The sequence below is a fragment of the Bacillus tequilensis KCTC 13622 genome (genome assembly GCF_000507145.1).
GTDB lineage: Bacteria > Bacillota > Bacilli > Bacillales > Bacillaceae > Bacillus > Bacillus tequilensis.
This window is the reverse complement of record NZ_AYTO01000031.1, coordinates 101,414-120,728: the sequence shown is the minus strand read 5'-3', so window position 1 is coordinate 120,728 and position 19,315 is coordinate 101,414. Positions and strand designations below refer to the sequence as shown.

At 47.1% G+C, this 19,315-nt stretch carries 20 protein-coding genes; 12 read left to right on the top strand and 8 right to left on the bottom strand.

Translation table 11 applies throughout. The features are described 5' to 3' along the window. The first annotated feature begins 88 nt into the window (after positions 1-88). The 4 genes from yclN to yclQ are packed head-to-tail and all read left to right on the top strand — an operon-like array spanning position 89 to position 3,706. The gene (yclN, locus tag V756_RS0109940) at positions 89-1,039 is read left to right on the top strand and encodes a petrobactin ABC transporter permease YclN (protein ID WP_024714530.1); all 951 of its coding nucleotides are present in this window, start codon (positions 89-91) and stop codon (positions 1,037-1,039) included. Continuing rightward, positions 1,032-1,979 carry a petrobactin ABC transporter permease YclO gene (gene yclO / locus V756_RS0109935; RefSeq protein WP_024714529.1) on the top strand — a complete coding sequence of 316 codons (948 nt, stop codon included), beginning with the start codon at positions 1,032-1,034 and terminating at the stop codon, positions 1,977-1,979. Before yclN ends, yclO begins: the two co-directional genes overlap by 8 nt. Then, entirely contained in the window at positions 1,973-2,731 is a 759-nt protein-coding gene (gene yclP, locus V756_RS0109930; protein ID WP_024714528.1) for a petrobactin ABC transporter ATP-binding protein YclP, read from the top strand. Before yclO ends, yclP begins: the two co-directional genes overlap by 7 nt. 21 nt (positions 2,732-2,752) lie before the next feature. Beyond that, on the top strand, positions 2,753-3,706 hold the full coding sequence (gene yclQ / locus V756_RS0109925; RefSeq protein WP_024714527.1) for a petrobactin ABC transporter substrate-binding protein YclQ: 954 nt from the start codon (positions 2,753-2,755) through the stop codon (positions 3,704-3,706). A gap of 46 nt (positions 3,707-3,752) precedes the next feature. Here the strand turns inward: yclQ and V756_RS0109920 are convergent, their stop codons facing one another. From V756_RS0109920 to V756_RS0109905, 4 genes are all read right to left on the bottom strand, one after another. Then, positions 3,753-5,171: an MDR family MFS transporter gene (locus tag V756_RS0109920; protein WP_024714526.1), complete on the bottom strand. Its 1,419-nt coding sequence runs from the start codon at positions 5,169-5,171 to the stop codon at positions 3,753-3,755. A 19-nt stretch (positions 5,172-5,190) separates the two neighbouring features. Then, the gene (locus V756_RS0109915) at positions 5,191-6,069 is read right to left on the bottom strand and encodes a TetR/AcrR family transcriptional regulator (RefSeq protein ID WP_024714525.1); all 879 of its coding nucleotides are present in this window, start codon (positions 6,067-6,069) and stop codon (positions 5,191-5,193) included. A gap of 162 nt (positions 6,070-6,231) precedes the next feature. Further along, complete coding sequence (locus tag V756_RS0109910; protein WP_024714524.1) at positions 6,232-6,981, bottom strand: NADPH-dependent oxidoreductase; 750 nt, start codon at positions 6,979-6,981, stop codon at positions 6,232-6,234. 16 nt (positions 6,982-6,997) lie between these two features. Then, positions 6,998-7,285, bottom strand: coding sequence for a putative quinol monooxygenase (locus V756_RS0109905; RefSeq protein ID WP_024714523.1), 288 nt, complete (start codon positions 7,283-7,285; stop codon positions 6,998-7,000). Positions 7,286-7,425: 140 nt separating this feature from the next. Here V756_RS0109905 and V756_RS0109900 point away from each other — a divergent pair, with 140 nt between their 5' ends. After that, complete coding sequence (locus tag V756_RS0109900; RefSeq protein WP_024714522.1) at positions 7,426-7,740, top strand: ArsR/SmtB family transcription factor; 315 nt, start codon at positions 7,426-7,428, stop codon at positions 7,738-7,740. 1 nt (position 7,741) lies between these two features. Here the strand turns inward: V756_RS0109900 and gabR are convergent, their stop codons facing one another. Then, a complete protein-coding gene (gene gabR / locus V756_RS0109895; RefSeq protein WP_024714521.1) occupies positions 7,742-9,181 on the bottom strand; it encodes a MocR-like transcriptional regulator GabR in 1,440 nt (479 codons plus the stop codon). 105 nt (positions 9,182-9,286) lie between these two features. On the opposite strand from gabR, the gene gabT reads away from it, so the two are divergent. The 4 genes from gabT to gdh all read left to right on the top strand — a co-directional run bounded on the left by gabT (position 9,287) and on the right by gdh (position 13,845). Next, positions 9,287-10,597, top strand: coding sequence for a 4-aminobutyrate--2-oxoglutarate transaminase (gene gabT, locus V756_RS0109890; protein ID WP_024714520.1), 1,311 nt, complete (start codon positions 9,287-9,289; stop codon positions 10,595-10,597). A gap of 68 nt (positions 10,598-10,665) precedes the next feature. Beyond that, positions 10,666-12,054 carry a succinate-semialdehyde dehydrogenase gene (gene gabD, locus V756_RS0109885; protein WP_024714519.1) on the top strand — a complete coding sequence of 463 codons (1,389 nt, stop codon included), beginning with the start codon at positions 10,666-10,668 and terminating at the stop codon, positions 12,052-12,054. 122 nt (positions 12,055-12,176) lie between these two features. Further along, entirely contained in the window at positions 12,177-13,040 is an 864-nt protein-coding gene (gene glcU / locus V756_RS0109880; RefSeq protein ID WP_024714518.1) for a glucose uptake protein GlcU, read from the top strand. 19 nt (positions 13,041-13,059) lie between these two features. After that, the gene (gene gdh / locus V756_RS0109875) at positions 13,060-13,845 is read left to right on the top strand and encodes a glucose 1-dehydrogenase (protein ID WP_024714517.1); all 786 of its coding nucleotides are present in this window, start codon (positions 13,060-13,062) and stop codon (positions 13,843-13,845) included. 43 nt (positions 13,846-13,888) lie between these two features. Here gdh and V756_RS0109870 read toward each other — a convergent pair whose 3' ends face one another. From V756_RS0109870 to cutR, 3 genes are read right to left on the bottom strand one after another with little or no spacing between them, the layout of a single operon-like run. Next, positions 13,889-14,503, bottom strand: coding sequence for a YcnI family copper-binding membrane protein (locus V756_RS0109870; RefSeq protein ID WP_024714516.1), 615 nt, complete (start codon positions 14,501-14,503; stop codon positions 13,889-13,891). Positions 14,504-14,516: 13 nt separating this feature from the next. Next, positions 14,517-16,142, bottom strand: coding sequence for a copper transporter YcnJ (ycnJ, locus tag V756_RS0109865; protein WP_024714515.1), 1,626 nt, complete (start codon positions 16,140-16,142; stop codon positions 14,517-14,519). 34 nt (positions 16,143-16,176) lie between these two features. Further along, positions 16,177-16,749 (bottom strand): copper uptake transcriptional regulator CutR, encoded by a 573-nt coding sequence (gene cutR / locus V756_RS0109860; protein ID WP_024714514.1) that lies wholly within the window; start codon positions 16,747-16,749, stop codon positions 16,177-16,179. A 164-nt stretch (positions 16,750-16,913) separates the two neighbouring features. Here cutR and V756_RS0109855 point away from each other — a divergent pair, with 164 nt between their 5' ends. The 3 genes from V756_RS0109855 to V756_RS1000000124395 all read left to right on the top strand — a co-directional run bounded on the left by V756_RS0109855 (position 16,914) and on the right by V756_RS1000000124395 (position 19,314). Next, the gene (locus V756_RS0109855) at positions 16,914-17,267 is read left to right on the top strand and encodes a YcnL family membrane protein (RefSeq protein WP_024714513.1); all 354 of its coding nucleotides are present in this window, start codon (positions 16,914-16,916) and stop codon (positions 17,265-17,267) included. Positions 17,268-17,427: 160 nt separating this feature from the next. Next, positions 17,428-18,858, top strand: coding sequence for a PTS mannitol transporter subunit IIBC (locus V756_RS0109850; protein WP_024714512.1), 1,431 nt, complete (start codon positions 17,428-17,430; stop codon positions 18,856-18,858). Between the two features lie 24 nt (positions 18,859-18,882). Next, the gene (locus tag V756_RS1000000124395; protein WP_024714511.1) at positions 18,883-19,314 is read left to right on the top strand and encodes a PTS mannitol transporter subunit IIA; all 432 of its coding nucleotides are present in this window, start codon (positions 18,883-18,885) and stop codon (positions 19,312-19,314) included. Position 19,315: the final 1 nt, after the last annotated feature.

The following is a 19,315-nucleotide window of genomic DNA, read 5'->3' as shown; positions in this document are numbered from 1 at the left end:
ATAATCAATTACTATATGGCCATATTGTTTTGAGTCCTTGCGGAGTAGGAGATACGTTCTTTTTGCTGTAAGGATGTAAGGAGGCAGCATGAAGCTACGTTACTTATTTATTCTACTTATTATATTAGCGGTCACATCTGTATTTATCGGCGTAGAAGATCTGTCGCCGCTTGATCTCTTCGATTTAAGCAAACAAGAAGCGTCAACGCTGTTTGCCAGCCGTTTGCCGCGATTGATCAGCATTGTCATCGCGGGACTGAGCATGAGCATCTGCGGATTAATTATGCAGCAAATCAGCAGAAACAAATTCGTATCACCGACAACGGCGGGCACGATGGATTGGGCTCGGCTCGGTATTTTAATTTCCCTGCTGCTGTTTACATCTGCAAGTCCTTTAATCAAAATGCTGGTTGCGTTTGTTTTTGCCCTTGCAGGAAATGTTCTGTTTATGAAAATCCTTGAAAGAATCAAGTTTAACGACACGATCTTTATACCGCTTGTCGGTTTAATGCTCGGGAATATCGTCAGCTCAATCGCGACATTTATCGCGTATAAATATGACTTGATCCAGAATGTGTCATCATGGCTTCAGGGAGACTTCTCTTTAGTTGTGAAAGGGAGATACGAGCTTCTTTATCTGAGTATTCCGCTCGTCATCATTGCCTATGTGTATGCGGATAAATTTACATTGGCCGGCATGGGGGAAAGCTTTTCTGTGAACCTCGGCCTGAAGTATAAACGCGTTGTGAACATCGGGCTTATTATCGTGTCCTTGATCACGTCGCTTGTGATTTTGACTGTCGGTATGCTTCCGTTCCTCGGTTTAATCATTCCGAATATTGTATCGATTTACAGAGGAGACAATCTAAAGAACAGCCTGCCGCACACGGCGCTGTTGGGAGCGGTTTTTGTGCTGTTTTGCGATATATTGGGCAGAGTTATTATCTTCCCTTACGAAATCTCGATTGGCCTGATGGTCGGAATCATCGGAAGCGGCATTTTCCTGTTTATGCTGTTAAGGAGAAAAGCGTATGCGTAACCAGGTGAAAATTGTGTTGCTCGTTGGTTTAGCCATTGTATGTATTGGCTTGTTTCTGTTTTATGACTTAGGCAATTGGGATTACACCTTGCCGAGACGAATCAAAAAGGTCGCTGCCATTGTGCTGACGGGTGGAGCGATTGCGTTTTCGACCATGATCTTTCAAACGATAACGAACAACCGCATCCTGACGCCCGGCATCTTGGGTCTTGATTCTCTCTACATGCTGATTCAGACCGGCATTATCTTTTTGTTCGGCTCCGCGAATATTGTCATCATGAATAAAAACATCAACTTTATCATCTCTATTCTGCTGATGATATTCTTTTCCCTAGTTCTGTATCAGATCATGTTTAAGGGAGAGGGGAGAAATATCTTTTTCCTTCTGCTTATCGGAATCGTGTTTGGCACGCTGTTCAGCAGCCTGTCTTCCTTTATGCAGATGCTGATTGATCCGAATGAGTTCCAAGTTGTGCAGGATAAGATGTTTGCCAGCTTTAACAACATCAATACGGATTTGTTATGGCTCGCGTTCATCATCTTCCTGCTGACAGGCGCTTATGTCTGGCGTTTTACAAAATTTTTCGACGTGCTGTCGCTCGGGCGCGAGCACGCCGTCAATTTGGGCATTGACTACGACAAAGTGGTGAAGCAGATGCTGATCGTGGTTGCGATCCTTGTTTCTGTTTCAACAGCGCTAGTCGGGCCGATTATGTTCTTAGGCCTTCTTGTCGTCAATCTGGCGAGAGAATTCCTGAAAACGTATAAGCATACATACTTAATCGCAGGCTCAGTCTTGATCAGCATCATTGCACTGGTCGGAGGGCAGTTTGTGGTTGAGAAAGTGTTTACCTTCTCAACGACGCTGAGCGTCATTATTAATTTTGCCGGCGGGATTTATTTTATCTACTTGCTGTTAAAGGAGAATAAATCATGGTAGAGGTCAAAAATGTAAGCAAACAATACGGCGGGAAAGTGGTCCTTGAAGAGACGTCTGTCACGATTCAAAAGGGCAAGATCACCTCGTTTATCGGTCCTAACGGTGCCGGCAAAAGCACGCTGCTGTCTATCATGAGCCGCCTGATCAAAAAGGATTCCGGCGACATTTTCATAGACGGGCAGGAAATAGGAGCATGTGACAGCAAAGAGCTTGCCAAGAAAATGAGCATTTTGAAGCAGGCAAACCAAATCAATATCAGGCTCACCATCAAAGACCTCGTCAGCTTCGGAAGATTTCCGTATTCACAAGGCCGGCTGACAGAGGAAGACTGGGTCCATATCAACCAGGCGCTCGGTTATATGAAGCTGGAAGACATTCAGGACAAATACCTCGATCAGCTGAGCGGCGGACAGTGCCAAAGGGCATTTATCGCCATGGTGATTGCCCAGGACACCGATTATATCTTTCTGGATGAGCCGTTAAACAACCTGGATATGAAACATTCAGTTGAAATTATGAAACTGCTGAAACGTCTGGTGGATGAGCTGGGGAAAACGATCGTTATCGTCATTCACGATATCAATTTTGCTTCTGTCTATTCGGACCATATCGTAGCTTTGAAAAACGGCCGCATCGTAAAAGAAGGGCCGCCTGAAGAAATAATAGAAACCTCTGTGCTTGAGGACATCTACGATATGACCATTCCGATTCAGATGATTGATGATCAAAGAATAGGTGTTTATTTTTCTTAATCTATAGAAGAGGTGAGGAGCATGAAAAAGTTCGCGTTACTATTCATCGCTTTGGTCACTGCCGTTGTCATTTCTGCATGCGGAAACCAAAGCACAAGCAGCAAAGGTTCTGATACAAAGAAAGAACAAATCACAGTGAAACACCAGCTCGATAAAAACGGCACAAAAGTGCCAAAGAACCCTAAAAAGGTTGTCGTATTTGACTTAGGAAGCTTAGACACGTTAGATAAACTCGGTCTTGATGATAAGGTGGCAGGCCTGCCGAAAAAAGCCCTTCCAAGCTATCTGTCAAAATTCAAAGATGACAAATACGCGGATGTCGGGAGCTTAAAAGAGCCAGACTTCGACAAAGTGGCAGAATTAGATCCTGATCTGATCATAATTTCAGCAAGACAATCTGAGTCTTACAAAGAATTCTCTGAAATCGCGCCGACGATTTACCTTGGCGTAGATACAGCGAAGTACATGGAATCATTTAAATCAGACGCGGAAACAATCGGTAAAACCTTTGATAAAGAAGACAAAGTGAAAGATGAGCTCGCAAACATTGATCACTCAATCGCAGATGTAAAGAAAACGGCTGAAAAGCTTAACAAAAACGGTCTCGTCATCATGGCGAACGATGGGAAAATCAGTGCGTTCGGCCCTAAATCTAGGTACGGCCTGATCCATGACGTATTCGGCGTGGCTCCGGCAGATCGAAACATCAAAGCGTCTACGCACGGACAAAGTGTTTCTTACGAGTACATTTCAAAAACAAACCCTGATTACTTGTTTGTTATTGACCGCGGTACAGCAATCGGAGAAACATCATCTACAAAACAAGTCGTGGAAAACGATTATGTGAAAAACGTAAACGCAGTGAAAAATGGTCATGTCGTCTACCTTGATTCTGCTACTTGGTATTTATCAGGAGGCGGACTTGAGTCTATGACGCAAATGATTAAAGAAGTGAAAGACGGTTTAGAGAAGTAAAACGAAAAAGAGCCTCCGCTTAAAAAGCGGGGCTCTTTTTTTATGATCAGCGTGCCGGCTGCTGTTCAGCAGGTCGCTGAGGTTTCTTTAATGTGAATGAGAGAAGGAAGCCGACAAGTGCAATACAGGCTGCCACGATAAAAGCGGCGTTCATGCCGTGCAGGGCGGCGTGTTTTACATTTGTCGTACCTGCGTGTGCCGCCTGGTTGCTCATCACGGATACCAATAGGGCGGTTCCGATCGAGCCGCCGACTTGGCGAATCGTGTTGTTCATCGCTGTTCCGTGCGGAATCAGGTGGCGCGGCAGCGCGTTGATTCCGGCTGTTGTCACCGGCATCATGATCATGGCGGTGCCTAAGAGACGAGCGGTATACAACACAACAATCCAAGCGAGTGAAGTATGTTCAGTTAGCTGCATAAACGGCAGTGATGTCAGGAAGATGATGCAGAAACCGGCAATCGCCAGCCCTCTTCCGCCGACACGGTCAAAAATTCTGCCGATAATCGGTGACATGAAGCCCATCACAACAGCCCCCGGCAGAAGCATAAGCCCTGTATCAAAAGCTGTGACGTCCCGGACGTTTTGTGTGTAAAGCGGCAGAATGGTTTCTGTACCGATCAATAACGCAAAGACAATTGTGCCGAGCAGTGTTGTTAAGCTGAATATGGAAAACGTAAAGACGCGGAATTCCAGCATCGGCTTTACAAGCTTCATTTGTCTTATGATAAACAGGAGCAGTGCGACGGCACCTACCAGCAGTGAAAGCAAGACGGTTGAACTGGTCCAGCCGTAAGAGCCGACGCTTGAGAAACCATACAGAAGGCCGCCGAATCCAAATGTCGAAAGAATCACTGATAAAATATCAATCTGTGTTTTTCGTAAAGTCGTTACGTTCTTCATCAGGATGCTGGCAAGAATCAAATCTATTACAGCGAACGGAAGAATGATATAAAACAGTGACCTCCATGAAAAAGCTTCGACTGCCCATCCGGAAAGAGTCGGTCCGATCGCAGGCGCGAACGAGATCACCAATCCAACCATACCCATAGCCTGACCCCGTTTTTCAATCGGAAAGATCGTCAGGAATACGGTCTGCATGAGCGGCAGCATAATACCGGCTCCGGCGGCTTGAATGATACGTGCTGCAAGCAGAACCGGGAAGTTTGGAGCGAACGCCCCGACGATTGTTCCGGCAGTGAAAATGCTCATTGCTGTGATGAGCAGTGTTCGGCTCGTGAATTTCTCAATTAAAAACGCGGTAATCGGAATTAAAATCCCGTTTGTTAACATAAATGAAGTGGTCAGCCACTGCGCTTGGTTCGCGTCTACTTTGAAATCCCTCATGATATGGGGAAGCGCGGTAATTAACAGCGTCTGGTTCAAAATCGCGACAAACGCCCCGGCTAACAAAATGCCGACAATGACAGAACGGTTAAAAGGTTTTGGTTCAATACTTGTGTCCAATACATATCCCTTCTTTTCTCTAAGTAATTAACAGTGTTTTTAACATCGAAACGGGCTGTGTTAAAACACCGGTTTGTTCCAGATAGCCAATCAGTGATTGGAGCAAAAAAGCGCGGGGTTTTTCCTTCTTCGCTTCTTCCTCCAGCATGGCGGCTGCGGATGTTAGCTCATCTACGTCATAGTCCGCGGCGGACAGGGAAGAGATGCCTTTATGTAGTTCCTTCAGGCTTTCGGATAATAGGGCTGATCTATCCTTCGGCTTGTAAGAGGATGCTGAATGAATGTAAAGCTCGATGGCTTCAGGCGGAAGAAGAGACTGCCGGGTTTCCTTGTTTTTGACAATCTGATTGAGGGTGCTGATGATAAACTCTGCGATCGGGTCAAGCTCTAGCGGTTTTTCCTCTATTTTGATCAGCATTAAAAACTCACGCATCATGCCGTGAAGAATGATCACCAAATCCCACACAAACGGAAGAATGGCTTCTCCATACGCTTGAATCAGCGAATCACGGTGCCAACAGATTATCGTCGATCTGGTCTGATGGATATGCTGTTTGACTCGATCGTTATGAGGCTTGAGGTTTCCGTAGGTCAGCATATTGAAAAACTGCTGATTCCGCCTAAAGCCTTCCAGCTCCATTTTGACCTTTTGCGACAAGCGCTCCTCCGGTGTCAGCGCGGTATTTTCCTGAAGTCTTGAGGCCGCGGCCACCATTTGCTTCTGGTTAAATGACAGCAGCTCCAAAAGCAGATCTTCCTTAGATTGAAACAGCTTATATATCGAAGCTTTTGACATCTTGCATTCTTCCGCGATCGCCTGCATGGAAACCGACGTAAATTCCTTTTCTGAAAAAAGCTTTCGCGCAGCTAACAAAATATCTGTTTTTTTATCAAGCATCTCATGGCTTCCTTCTTTCTTGAACATTAGAAAACTCATTGGTTCACAAAAAACCAATGAGTAACAATGAAAAAATTTTACCAAATAAACGAAATAGAAGTCAATGGATTTCAACTGGATAATTGAAAGGCCTGCCGGAGATTCCGACAGGCCGGGTGTGGCTTATTTTTCAACTTTAAATCCTTGTTTCTCAAGCATTTCACGGATATGCGGATAGTACAGGCGCTCATAATAGGCAGCGATGCCCTGTGACCAGTTTCTTGTTTCCTTTCCGTTTGTCCGTTTATTCATGTATTCAGACATCTGCTCGTCGTATTTCTGAATGTGAGACGTCAGTTCATTTTGATTCAAATATGTTTCCTGATGATTGACCGCTTCCTGCGGCAGGCGCGGTTTTTTCGCTGAACGGTCGGCAGGGTGACCGATGACAAGGCCTGATACAGGGAACACGTATTTCGGAAGCTCAAGCAATTCGATCAGCTCTTGAGGGTTTCCGCGAACCGCTCCGATCGGAACCGTGCCAAGCCCGAGTGATTCAGCCGCTGCTGTCGCTGTGCCGAGGGCGATACCCGCGTCTACTGCGCCGACAAGAACAGACTCTAAGCCGTTTGTGATTTCCATTTTGATATCATTCAAATCCTCAAGCGCGATTTTGGCCCGGTTAAAGTCTGCGCAGAACAGCAAGAAAACAGGAGCCTGGTCAATCCAAGGCTGTCCGCCTGCCAGCTCGGAGATTTTCTTTTTGCGCTCTTTATCCTGTACGGTGATCACAGTCACTTGCTGCCCGTTAATAGATGATGGTGCGGCTTGCACCGCTTGGATGATTTGGTCCAATTGTTCCTGCGCTACAGGCTCATCTGTGTAGCTGCGAATCGAGCGGTGGTCTGTTAGTGATGTCATGACTTCATTCATATAGGACACCCTTTCCTTACTCGCTAAGCTCTGTGCGGACAACGTCAAGAGGAGCGCTCAGCAGTTCTTTTGCTTTTGCGACAAACCCTTGGAAGTGTGCAGTTTCATTATGGGATTTCATTGCTGCTTCACCTTTCCATTGTTCAAGCATCACAAATGTATTGTCTTCGCCTACTTTTTCAAAAAGGTCGTATTGCGCGTTGCCTTCCTCAGCTCTTGAATGCTGAACAAGCGATTGCGCCTCGCTCAAAAATTCCTCGCGTTTTTCTGGTTTTACTTTCATATAAGCTTGTAATACGATCATGTTGATCTCCTCCGTCTTTAAAATGAATTTATTGTTCGAATTTCATCGAACTAACTGTAACATGTATTCAAAATGAGGTAAAGGAAAAACCCTTAAATAGTAAAATTGTCATTCGAATTGTTGTGTGATACATTTGTGTCATGAACATTCCAAACCATCCAGAAACAGAAACATTGCAGCTGACAAAGGTTCTTCACGCACTGAGTGATCCGCTTCGTTTAGAGCTGGTCAAGCAATTGGCGGAAGCGAAAGAAAAAACGTGCGGCACATGTGCGGATGTGCAGGTTGCCAAGTCAACCTTGTCACATCATTTCAAAGTTTTGAGAGAATCAGGCATCGCCCAAGTTCGCATCGAAGGAAAGCGCCGTTATTATTCGCTTCGCGCTGAAGACCTTGAAAAGGCATTTCCGGGCCTGCTTGCAGCGGTGCTGCATGTGGACCAGGACCGCTGGTGAATCAATCCCCTGTACCGGGGATTTTTTTATGTCCGTAAACAGCGCGGAAAAGCCTCTCGACCCCCTCATGGATATCTTTTTCCTTCAGCCGTGCGAAGCCGATAATGAGAGCGGGCCTGTCCGTTTGCCGCTTGTTTTCCTTCAAATCAAACCTGCTCATTCCGAAGATTTCAAGCTGCTGGCCGGCGGCGTGTGCCAGGATGTCTTGTTCGGTGCGGTCTGTATCAAATTCGGTGACAAAGTGCAGGCCCGCATTCGCTCCTTTTACGGCAGCCTTTCCGCCGAACACTGCTTCTAAAGCGGTGATCAGGCGTTCCCTCTTTTCTTTATAATGCTGCTTCATTTTTTTTATATGCTTCTGGTATTCTCCGGACTCGATAAATTCCTGTAAGGTGAGCTGCGTAAGAGACGAGCATGTCTGCAGGTCATAGCCCCGCTGTTTGTATGTCCGCAATAGATCCGGGGGCAAAACCATATAGCTGATCCGCAAGCCGGGCAGAAGGGACTTTGAAAAGGTGCCCATATAGATGACATTTTGAAACCGGTCGAGGCTTTGAAGCGCCGGAATACTGTCTACATCATATGTGAATTCACTGTCATAATCGTCTTCAATAATATAGCGGCGCGGCTCCTCGGCTGCCCAGTTCAGCAGCTGAATTCTTCTGGATACAGGCATAATCGTTCCGGAAGGAAATTGATGCGATGGGGTCGTCACCAGCACGTCAGGCTGCTGTCTGCTGATTTCATCAATTGACATGCCTTTTTCATCGAGCGTGATCGTCTTCACTTGCTTTCCGGCGCGTTTTAAAAGCTGGTACATGCGCCTGTAGCCGGGCTCCTCCATCGCATACACCGCTTTCTCAGGCAAAAGCTCAGTCAATAACTGCATGAGCACCTGTGTGCCTGCCCCGATGACGATTTGTTCCGGTCGGCATTTTACGCCACGCGTCAGAGAAATGAGCCTGGAAATAGCCGCCCTTACTTCATAGATCCCTTGAGGATGCGACATATCGCCGAGCGTGCGGTATGAGCGGGAGGCCGCTTTGTGTTCGCAGCGAAACCAGCTCTTGATCGGAAAATGGTCTGTATCGGAACTCATGTGTGAAAACGAAATCCAGTCGCTTTGATCGATCGGAATCTCTTTCAGGTCATCTGGCAGGGCAAACGGAGGGTGCTCCTCAGCTGAAAACATGTCCAGCTTCTCCACGAAAAAACCCTTTCGTTCAATGGCGTATAAATAACCCTCAGCCAAGAGCTGCTGATAGGCTGCATTCACTGAATTCACGCTGACCTTCAGCTTCTCAGCCAGCTCCCGTTTGGAGGGAACCTTCGAATGGGACAGCAGATTGCGGCTGAGGATTTCTTTTTTCAGCTTTTGATAAATTTGCTGATAAATATAATCGGCTTGTTCTGAGCGATCGAGTGTCATTGTGATATCCATCTGCGGGTTCTCCTTCTGGTACCATCGAAAAGTTATAATTGGTACTTTTCATCATACCAAAAAGAAGTCAGAATGATAAGAAAATAACAACAGGGGGGCTTTCATATGAGTCAAACAACAGCAAGCATCACGACTGCCCAGTGGCAGCAAAAACGGGATCAATTCGTATCAAAAGGTGTGAGCAACGGCAACCGCAGTCTGGCGGTCAAAGGACAAGGGGCTGAGCTGTACGATCTGGACGGACGGAGATTTATTGATTTTGCAGGCGCCATCGGAACGTTAAATGTCGGACACTCGCATCCGAAGGTGGTTGAGGCTGTGAAGCGGCAGGCGGAGGAGCTGATTCACCCCGGCTTCAATGTCATGATGTACCCATCTTATATCGAATTAGCCGAAAAACTGTGCGGCATTGCACCGGGCAGCCATGCCAAAAAAGCGATCTTTCTGAATTCAGGGGCGGAAGCGGTCGAAAACGCTGTGAAAATCGCCAGAAAGTATACGAAACGCCAAGGGGTTGTCTCATTTACACGCGGGTTTCACGGACGAACGAATATGACGATGAGCATGACAAGCAAGGTAAAACCTTATAAGTTTGGCTTCGGACCTTTTGCGTCAGAGGTTTATCAAGCGCCGTTTCCTTATTATTATCAGAAACCTGACGGCATGAGTAATGAAAGCTATGACGACATGATGATCCAAGCGTTTAATGATTTCTTTATCGCTGCAGTCGCGCCTGAAACGGTAGCGTGTGTCGTGATGGAGCCAGTACAGGGAGAAGGGGGTTTTATCATTCCTTCGAAACGGTTTGTGCAGCACGTCGCGTCATTCTGCAAGGAACACGGCATTGTGTTTGTCGCTGATGAAATTCAAACCGGTTTTGCCAGAACAGGCACTTATTTCGCAATTGAACATTTTGATGTTGTTCCTGATTTGATTACGGTTTCCAAATCCCTTGCGGCTGGCCTGCCGTTAAGCGGTGTGATCGGCCGCGCGGAAATGCTTGATGCGGCAGCGCCCGGAGAGCTGGGCGGCACGTATGCCGGAAGTCCGCTCGGGTGCGCGGCGGCTTTGGCTGTCTTGGATATTATTGAAGAAGAAGGGCTGAATGAGCGTTCTGAAGAAATTGGCAAAATCATTGAAGACAAGGCATATGAGTGGAAACAAGAATTTCCTTTCATCGGTGACATCCGCAGACTCGGGGCAATGGCGGCCATCGAAATCGTCAAGGACACGGACACGCGTGAGCCTGATAAAGCGAAAGCCGCAGCGGTCGCGGCGTATGCGAATCAAAATGGGTTGCTTTTGCTGACAGCGGGAATTAACGGCAATATCATTCGTTTTCTGACGCCGCTCGTCATCTCAGACAGCCTTCTGAATGAAGGGCTCAGCATCTTGGAAGCGGGCCTGCGAGCTTAATCATTGGAAAGAAAACGGCAGGGTCTGCTATCATTTTAAGTAATCATGAAAAGAAAGGAATGTTCAATATGCCAGATCAATTAACGGTCTACAACCCGGCTACGGGCGAGGAGATCAAAACGATTCCTCAGCAATCTGCCAAAGAAGTAGAAGAAGCCATTGAACGTTCACATCAAGCGTTTAAAACGTGGTCTAAAACATCAGCGAACGAAAGAGCCTCTCTTTTGAAAAAATGGTATGAGCTGATTGTTAAACATAAAGAAGAACTTGCTGATTTAATTACAAAGGAAAACGGAAAGCCATATCAAGAAGCAGTCGGCGAGGTGCTTTACGGCGCAGGCTATATTGAATGGTTCGCAGAGGAAGCGAAGCGTGTGTACGGAAGAACGGTGCCTGCTCCGACAACGGGTAAACGAATTGTTGTCACGCGCCAGCCGGTCGGCCCCGTTGCTGCGATCACGCCTTGGAATTTCCCGAATGCGATGATTACACGCAAAGCGGCCCCTGCTCTTGCTGCCGGCTGTACATTTATTATCAAGCCCGCACCGGACACACCGCTGTCTGCCTACGAGCTCGCGCGCCTCGCATATGAAGCGGGCATTCCGAAGGATGTTCTTCAGGTTGTGATCGGCGACGGAGAAGAAATCGGAAATGTGTTCACAAGCAGTCCGAAAATCCGGAAAATCACGTTCACAGGATCAACGCCAGTAGGGAAAATCCTTATGAAAAACAGCGCGGACACCGTGAAGCACGTCTCTATGGAGCTCGGCGGGCATGCGCCGCTAATCGTGGATGAAGATGCGAACATTGACCTTGCCGTTGAACAGGCAATGGTGTCCAAATACAGAAACGCGGGCCAAACTTGCGTATGTGCGAACCGCCTGATCGTCCATGAATCCATTAAAGATGAATTTGCGGCGAAACTAAGCGAGCAAGTGTCTAAGCTCAAAGTCGGAAATGGACTAGAGGAAGGTGTGAACGTCGGACCGATTATCAATAAGAGAGGCTTCGAAAAAATCATCAGCCAAATTGATGATGCGGTTGAAAAAGGCGCGAAGGTTCTTGCGGGGGGCACATATGACCGAAACGATGACAAAGGCTGCTACTTCGTCAACCCGACAGTGCTCGCCGATGTCGATACGTCCATGAATATCATGCACGAGGAAACCTTCGGCCCGGTTGCGCCAATCGTTACGTTTTCTGATATCGATGAAGCGATTCAGCTTGCCAACGATACACCGTACGGCTTGGCTGCTTACTTCTTCACAGAAAACTACCGCCGCGGCATCTATATTTCCGAGAATCTAGAGTACGGCATTATCGGCTGGAATGACGGCGGACCGTCAGCGGTTCAAGCGCCATTCGGCGGAATGAAGGAAAGCGGCATCGGCCGTGAAGGCGGCTCGGAAGGCATTGAGCCATACCTTGAAACAAAATATTTGTCCATCGGTTTGTAGAAGAATGCAAGCTCCTGAGAGCTGCCGGATTTTCCGGCAGCTCTTTTTGTGTTCCGGCGAATAATTACAACAATTCCAGCCAAAATAACAGCAAATACATTTTGAAAGAGGGTTCCCCGACAATGGATTTATTATTGGCTCTTCTCCCGGCTTTGTTTTGGGGGAGCATTGTTCTCTTTAATGTGAAATTAGGCGGCGGGCCGTACAGCCAGACACTGGGAACGACGATTGGAGCGCTCATTGTTTCTATCGTTATTTACTTGTTTGTTCAGCCCGTTCTGTCACTTCGCATTTTTATTGTTGGAATCGTATCCGGCTTATTTTGGTCGCTTGGACAGGCCAACCAGCTGAAAAGCATTGAATTGATGGGTGTATCCAAAACGATGCCGATTTCGACAGGGATGCAGCTCGTATCCACCTCGCTGTTCGGTGTGATTGTGTTCCGCGAATGGTCAACACCGATTGCAATTACGCTTGGTATTCTTGCTTTGATTTTTATCATTGTGGGCATCATCCTCACGTCATTGGAAGATAAGAAAGGCAGGGAAGAGGGAGAGCCGAGCAACTTGAAAAAGGGCATTTTGATTCTTCTTGTCTCGACTCTTGGTTATCTGGTTTATGTCGTCGTGGCCAGATTGTTCAATGTGTCCGGCTGGTCGGCGCTGCTGCCGCAGGCGATTGGCATGGTGGTCGGAGGGTTAGTTTTAACCTATAGACACAAACCCTTTAACAAGTATGCGATCAGAAATATTCTCCCAGGCTTAATCTGGGCAGGCGGAAATATGTTTTTGTTTATTTCTCAGCCAAGAGTCGGGGTTGCAACAAGCTTTTCCCTCTCGCAAATGGGAATTGTCATATCTACGCTCGGCGGTATTTTCATCCTGCGGGAAAAGAAAACGAAACGCCAGCTTATCGCAATTGCGATCGGGATTATCCTGATTATCGCAGCCGCTGTATTTTTAGGAATCGCCAAATCAAATTCTTAACAAATGGAGGAGGATGTATATGTATCCGGATTTAAAAGGAAAAGTTGTCGCTATTACAGGAGCGGCATCAGGGCTTGGAAAGGCAATGGCCGTTCGCTTCGGCAAGGAGCAGGCGAAGGTGGTCATCAACTACTACAGTGGTAAACAGGACCCGAATGAGGTAAAAGAAGAGATCATCAAGGCGGGCGGTGAAGCTGTTGTCGTACAAGGGGATGTCACAAAAGAGGAAGATGTAAAAAATATCGTGCAAACAGCGGTAAAAGAGTTCGGCACACTCGATGTTATGATTAATAACGCTGGACTTGAAAATCCTGTGCCGTCTCACGAAATGCCGCTGAAGGACTGGGATAAAGTTATCGGCACGAACTTAACGGGCGCCTTTTTAGGAAGCCGTGAAGCGATTAAATATTTCGTGGAAAACAATATCAAGGGAAATGTCATCAACATGTCCAGTGTGCATGAGATGATTCCGTGGCCGTTATTTGTTCATTACGCGGCAAGTAAAGGCGGAATTAAGCTGATGTCAGAAACATTGGCTTTGGAATACGCGCCGAAGGGCATTCGCGTCAACAATATCGGACCGGGCGCGATCAACACGCCAATCAATGCTGAAAAATTTGCTGATCCTAAACAGAAAGCGGATGTAGAAAGCATGATTCCGATGGGATATATCGGCGAACCGGAGGAAATCGCCGCGGTGGCAGCGTGGCTTGCTTCTAAGGAATCCAGCTACGTCACAGGCATCACCTTGTTTGCAGACGGTGGAATGACGAAGTATCCTTCCTTCCAAGCGGGACGAGGTTAATCAAAAAAAAGCGACCCAGATATGATTCTGGATCGCTTTTTTATTAGGCACGCTTCTTCTTTATAAGTGCTGCTGCAGATAAAATAATGGCAGCCGCAGACAGCACAATCGCTGTAATGTCAAGAGCTGAGGAGCCTGATTCTTCGGAATCGTTTTCCGTTTTCGTGGCGCCGTGCTCATCTGTCACTTGTTTTGCAGCAGTGATGTTCGTAATGGAATGAGGGGTATCTGCATCCTCGTCACCTGTCCATTCAACAATGCTGCCGTCTTTGTAATATTGGTAGGCGTCCCAAGCGGCTTCCTCCGCTTTATCAGGGTTTTTGGCAACAAAGGTAAACTGCTGGAACTGTCCTTCCTGAATGCCGCCGTCAGTCGCTTCCCACGTCACGGATACTGATTTGTCATCGTGTTTCTGAGTGGAGACCTTCCAGCCGGGAATTGGTTCGTATTGCTGGAATTCAACATCCTTCGGCATTTTGAGGACGACCTTCGTTGTCGGCAGATTTTTCTCAGAAGGCACCTTCATCGTATACGTTTCCCAAGAGCCGGCCGCGGATTGAGCAGGCTTTACAGAAACATGCGCGCTGGCAGGAGCCGTAAAAAATAAGAGAGAGCCGACAATAGCAGGACACAGTGTGAATGCAACTTTTTTCAACATATCAAACACTCCTTTAATTGGTTTTTGTAAATATGATATTGATTTCGTTAAAGTCACCGGTCAGCCCGTGGACTTTGATCTTCCAGTTTCCCTTTTCATTAATGGACAGGTTTTGATCCTGGAAGACACCTTTTGTTTTTTCTTTTAACGTAAAGGTGCTTTTGTTTTTGCTGCCTGACAGGCCTGTTTTATAGACGGTTAACGTGATTTGCTGGATGTTTTTCACCGGATCGCCGTTATGGTCGGTAACCCGCAGCTCAAATACGTTTTTGCCGGGCTGGTTCGGGCTGATGCTGAGAGAAACGCTTTGGCCGTTTTCGATCGCTTTGGTTTGATAGAACGGTTCCGGCGCCGGCTCAGGCGGGCTCGGCAGGCTTGTAAACACGGCCGCTGTGACTAAGACAGCGATGCCGATTGCCCATTCCGCTTTCAGCGTTCGGCTGATTCCTGCGCGGCGCTGCTTTCTGGTGAGCAGAAAATGAATGGCGCCTAAAGCCAGCATCAAAACAAACAGTCCGCTTTTGACTAAAAGAGCTTGGCCGTATGCCGTGTGAAACAGTGAATCCATCGAACGAATGATAAAAAATCCATTGAGCAAGCCTGAAAACAAAATGACGCCGACGGCAATAAGCGCCCAAGGCGAGAAGCGGCTTACCGTTTCCCATGCGAGCGTTTTGTCAGGCTGCCTCCATTCTTTTGTGAGCAGCAAAACGAGTGCCGCTACTCCGCCAACCCAGATGGAAGCGGAAGATAAATGAAGAAAATCCATCAAAATGCCGACCGTTTTTTCTTCAACGACAGCGGCATGCCCGGTAAACGCTTTGGCAAGCAGGAGACCGAAAAAGATAACCATCGGTGCTGTCCAATAGCCGAAGGACGAAAAGCGGTTTTTACGAATCGCAGGGATCACAGACAGTGCAAGCAGCACGTACAGCGCGGCTTGTATGATCCAAATGGTGCCGCCTGCTGTTTCAAACAGTGTTTCTCTCATGTAGCCCGGCTGGAAGGCGCTGCTCCAGCCGCCGCCCGCGTTCGCTTTTGTCTGAATCGGAAGCTGAAGCAAAAGTGCCAGTCCCAATGCGGCGATCGAGACGATTAAGATACGTTTCGTCCGTTTGGCAAGTTGTTCTGAATTCCCTTTATACCAAAAGAGATGGAAGAAAACCGTTCCGATGAACAGAGATAAGGCTGTATACAGAATTGCGCGGTCTGCGGCTGTTGCCGGGTTCAATGTGGCACCGGCGGCTTTTTGGCTGCTGAATCCGCCGTCCGCTTTTCCGATGCTGAACGGAATGACGCCGGAAACCGGATGCCCGTCCGCGGACACGGCATTCCATTCCGCTCTGTACACATCATGCGGCAGCTTCTTTTTCAGCTTCACTGTCATGATGTGATTGTTGTCATTTTTGATTTCGGTTTTGTCCGTATCCACCCGGTCGCCGTTTGAATTATAAACTTTAATGAAATGAAACCCTTCTTCAACCGGTTCGTTAAATTCGATTTCCACCTGTGCAGGAGCGCTTTTTAATTCGCTGTTTTCTCCAGGTGAAGATTTGACAATATAGGCGTGAGCAAAGCTTGTTTTCGGCAGGAAAACAAGAAAAAGCAGAAGGAAGACCCACCATCTGTTTCGCTTCATCACTCAGACACCACCTTCCGCTGTATATGTTGTGTTATTTCTTGATGCAGGTGCAGCGTTTTTTTCTGTCTTGCAGCATGTCTTTCAGTGCCTGGTCAAAGGTGCGGACGGCTCCGCCGAATCCTTTTTGAAACCGCTCGGCATGGTCGAGTGTCGCAAACGGAATCGCCTGCGGCTGGCAGCATTGCAGATTTAATTCCGCATTGACGACGAAATAGGCCGAACCGGCACTGACTGTTGTGTGTAACAGAAAATCTCTGCAAATCAAGTGTGAAACCTCTTCTGTTTTATCTGCATAGCGCAAAAACGCACAATGTGCGCAGCATAGCTGTTCAATGTCTTGGTTTACCGTAATCAGCTGAACCGAATAGGCCTGATTAACCGGCTTCAGGCAATAGCTGCACATATGATCCGCTTGAGGTGTTCGGACTGGCAGCGTGATGCCGCCGGCCGTTTTCATGACCTGATTTGACTGAACAAGCTGATTGACATCTCTGTATATCGTCATTTCAGAAACGCCGAATCTTGCGCTGATGTCAGAAATTTTGAGCGTGCCTTCTTCTTTCAGCCATTTCAGGATGTGCTGCTGTCTATTAATTGGAAGCATTCATACATCCCCTCCATTAAGATCTATTTAAGCGTAGAGGATTTTAGAGACAGAGACAAGTAAGCTGATGATAAAAAATGTGAAAATGTGTTGAACGGCAACAAAACGAAACAGAAGGGACTCTGGTATAATAGACATATGGAATGGAAAGTGAGGAATACCTTATGAAAGAAACAGTATGCCCAAACTGCGGCAAGCCTTTGACAGGAGACATGGTCAGATCATCAAATGTACCTTGTCAATTTCGCTGCGGACACTGCCGGGAACGGCTTTATGAATATAAAGTATCAGCTCCGATTATGCTGGTGTCATTAGCAGTCATCGTGCTGCTCATTTATCTTTTGCTGCTTCTCCGCAATGCGCTTAGCTCGATGTTACCGGCCTTGCAGCACGTGCCGATGGCTGTATTTGCGCTTGTGTGCGCCTATCCCGTTTTTATTGTGAGTGAGCGGATGATCGCCAAGTACGTGATTCAAAACGGCAACATTATTTATAGAGGCAAGAGAAAAGGCTCCTGAAATCAGGAGCCTTTTTATTTTTAAAAAATTGTCACAGCCGTGTGCCAAAGTCCTCTTTACTTTCAATTGTATAGAGGTTGTAAGCGCTTTAATATAGAGCCAAGGGGAAGTAAAATTCTCGCTTTTATATCTTACAGCGACAAACAAGGAGGGTTTATATATGCAGCAAGAGCAGCAAGGCGGCATGAAAGTGAAAGTGCAGCGCTTCGGCAGTTATTTAAGCGGAATGATCATGCCGAATATCGGCGCGTTTATCGCGTGGGGTATCATTACTGCGCTGTTTATTCCGGCGGGATGGTTTCCGAATGAACAGCTGAATACGCTTGTCAGCCCGATGATCACATATTTATTGCCGCTTTTGATAGCGTATACAGGCGGAAAAATGATTTACGGCCACCGCGGCGGAGTCGTCGGGGCGACAGCGGCAATCGGGGTGATTGTCGGGTCGGATATTCCAATGTTTTTAGGTGCAATGATGATGGGACCGCTTGGCGGATACCTCATTAAACAGACTGATAAATTGTTCAAGGAAAAAGTCAAACAAGGCTTTGAAATGCTGATCAACAACTTTACGGCGGGGATTGTCGGCGCGGCTTTAACCATTCTCGCGTTTTACGCCATCGGCCCGGTTGTCCTGACGTTAAACAAACTGCTGGCAGCCGGTGTGGAAGTGATTGTACACGCTAATTTACTGCCTGCAGCCAGCGTTTTTGTGGAACCGGCGAAAGTGCTGTTCCTCAACAATGCCATTAACCATGGGATCTTAAGTCCGATCGGAATCGAGCAGGCATCCCAAACAGGGAAATCAATTCTGTTTTTAGTAGAGGCAAATCCAGGGCCTGGGCTCGGCATTTTGCTGGCGTACATGTTCTTTGGCAAAGGTTCTTCAAAATCAACAGCTCCCGGCGCGGCGATTATTCATTTCTTCGGCGGGATTCACGAGATTTACTTTCCGTACATTTTGATGAAACCTGCCTTAATCCTCGCAGCCATTGCCGGCGGAGCTAGCGGACTCTTAACGTTTACGATCTTTAATGCCGGACTTGTCGCAGCAGCGTCACCGGGAAGCATGATCGCACTGATGGCGATGACGCCAAGAGGAGGCTACTTCGGCGTATTGGCGGGTGTGTTAGTCGCTGCGGCTGTTTCGTTCATCGTATCAGCCGTGATCCTGAAATCATCAAAAGCAAGCGAAGAAGATCTCACTGCCGCAACAGAAAAAATGCAGTCTATGAAAGGGAAGAAAAGCCAAGCTGCCGCAGCTTTAGAAGCGGAGCAAACGAAAGCTGAGGAAACGTCTGAGCTGTCTCCTGAAAGCGTAAACAAAATTATCTTCGCGTGTGATGCTGGAATGGGATCAAGCGCCATGGGGGCATCCATCTTAAGAAACAAAGTGAAAAAGGCTGAGCTTGACATCAGTGTGGCCAACACGGCCATTAACAATCTGCCAAGCGATGCGGATATTGTCATTACCCATAAAGATTTAACAGACCGCGCGAAAGCCAAGCTGCCGAACGCGACGCACATATCAGTAGATAACTTCTTAAACAGCCCAAAATACGACGAGCTTCTTGAAAAGCTTAAAAAGTAATCTCATAGAAAGAGAGTGATACACATGCAAGTACTCGCAAAGCAAAATATTAAACTCAATCAAACGGCATCATCAAAAGAAGAAGCCATCAAAATGGCAGGCCAGACGCTGATTGACAACGGCTATGTGACAGAAGATTACATTGGCAAAATGTTTGAACGTGAGGAGACGTCCTCTACTTTTATGGGGAATTTCATTGCGATTCCCCATGGCACAGAAGAAGCGAAAAGCGAGGTGCTTCACTCTGGAATCTCCATCATACAGATTCCTGACGGTGTCGAATACGGAGAAGGCAACACGGCAAAAGTGGTATTCGGCATTGCCGGCAAAAATAATGAGCATTTAGATATTTTGTCTAACATCGCCATTATCTGCTCAGAAGAAGAAAACATTGAACGCCTGATTTCTGCTCAAAGCGAAGAAGATCTGATCGACATTTTCAACGAGGTGAACTGAC

Excerpts from the sequence above, each read along its gene's own strand:
- yclN (WP_024714530.1), top strand. The coding sequence starts at position 89 with ATGAAGCTACGTTACTTATTTATTCTACTTATTATATTAGCGGTCACA.
- yclO (WP_024714529.1), top strand. The coding sequence starts at position 1,032 with ATGCGTAACCAGGTGAAAATTGTGTTGCTCGTTGGTTTAGCCATTGTA.
- yclP (WP_024714528.1), top strand. The coding sequence starts at position 1,973 with ATGGTAGAGGTCAAAAATGTAAGCAAACAATACGGCGGGAAAGTGGTC.
- yclQ (WP_024714527.1), top strand. The coding sequence starts at position 2,753 with ATGAAAAAGTTCGCGTTACTATTCATCGCTTTGGTCACTGCCGTTGTC.
- V756_RS0109915 (WP_024714525.1), bottom strand. The coding sequence starts at position 6,069 with ATGCTTGATAAAAAAACAGATATTTTGTTAGCTGCGCGAAAGCTTTTT.
- V756_RS0109910 (WP_024714524.1), bottom strand. The coding sequence starts at position 6,981 with ATGAATGAAGTCATGACATCACTAACAGACCACCGCTCGATTCGCAGC.
- V756_RS0109905 (WP_024714523.1), bottom strand. The coding sequence starts at position 7,285 with ATGATCGTATTACAAGCTTATATGAAAGTAAAACCAGAAAAACGCGAG.
- V756_RS0109900 (WP_024714522.1), top strand. The coding sequence starts at position 7,426 with ATGAACATTCCAAACCATCCAGAAACAGAAACATTGCAGCTGACAAAG.
- gabR (WP_024714521.1), bottom strand. The coding sequence starts at position 9,181 with ATGGATATCACAATGACACTCGATCGCTCAGAACAAGCCGATTATATT.
- gabT (WP_024714520.1), top strand. The coding sequence starts at position 9,287 with ATGAGTCAAACAACAGCAAGCATCACGACTGCCCAGTGGCAGCAAAAA.
- gabD (WP_024714519.1), top strand. The coding sequence starts at position 10,666 with ATGCCAGATCAATTAACGGTCTACAACCCGGCTACGGGCGAGGAGATC.
- glcU (WP_024714518.1), top strand. The coding sequence starts at position 12,177 with ATGGATTTATTATTGGCTCTTCTCCCGGCTTTGTTTTGGGGGAGCATT.
- gdh (WP_024714517.1), top strand. The coding sequence starts at position 13,060 with ATGTATCCGGATTTAAAAGGAAAAGTTGTCGCTATTACAGGAGCGGCA.
- V756_RS0109870 (WP_024714516.1), bottom strand. The coding sequence starts at position 14,503 with ATGTTGAAAAAAGTTGCATTCACACTGTGTCCTGCTATTGTCGGCTCT.
- ycnJ (WP_024714515.1), bottom strand. The coding sequence starts at position 16,142 with ATGAAGCGAAACAGATGGTGGGTCTTCCTTCTGCTTTTTCTTGTTTTC.
- cutR (WP_024714514.1), bottom strand. The coding sequence starts at position 16,749 with ATGCTTCCAATTAATAGACAGCAGCACATCCTGAAATGGCTGAAAGAA.
- V756_RS0109855 (WP_024714513.1), top strand. The coding sequence starts at position 16,914 with ATGAAAGAAACAGTATGCCCAAACTGCGGCAAGCCTTTGACAGGAGAC.
- V756_RS0109850 (WP_024714512.1), top strand. The coding sequence starts at position 17,428 with ATGCAGCAAGAGCAGCAAGGCGGCATGAAAGTGAAAGTGCAGCGCTTC.
- V756_RS1000000124395 (WP_024714511.1), top strand. The coding sequence starts at position 18,883 with ATGCAAGTACTCGCAAAGCAAAATATTAAACTCAATCAAACGGCATCA.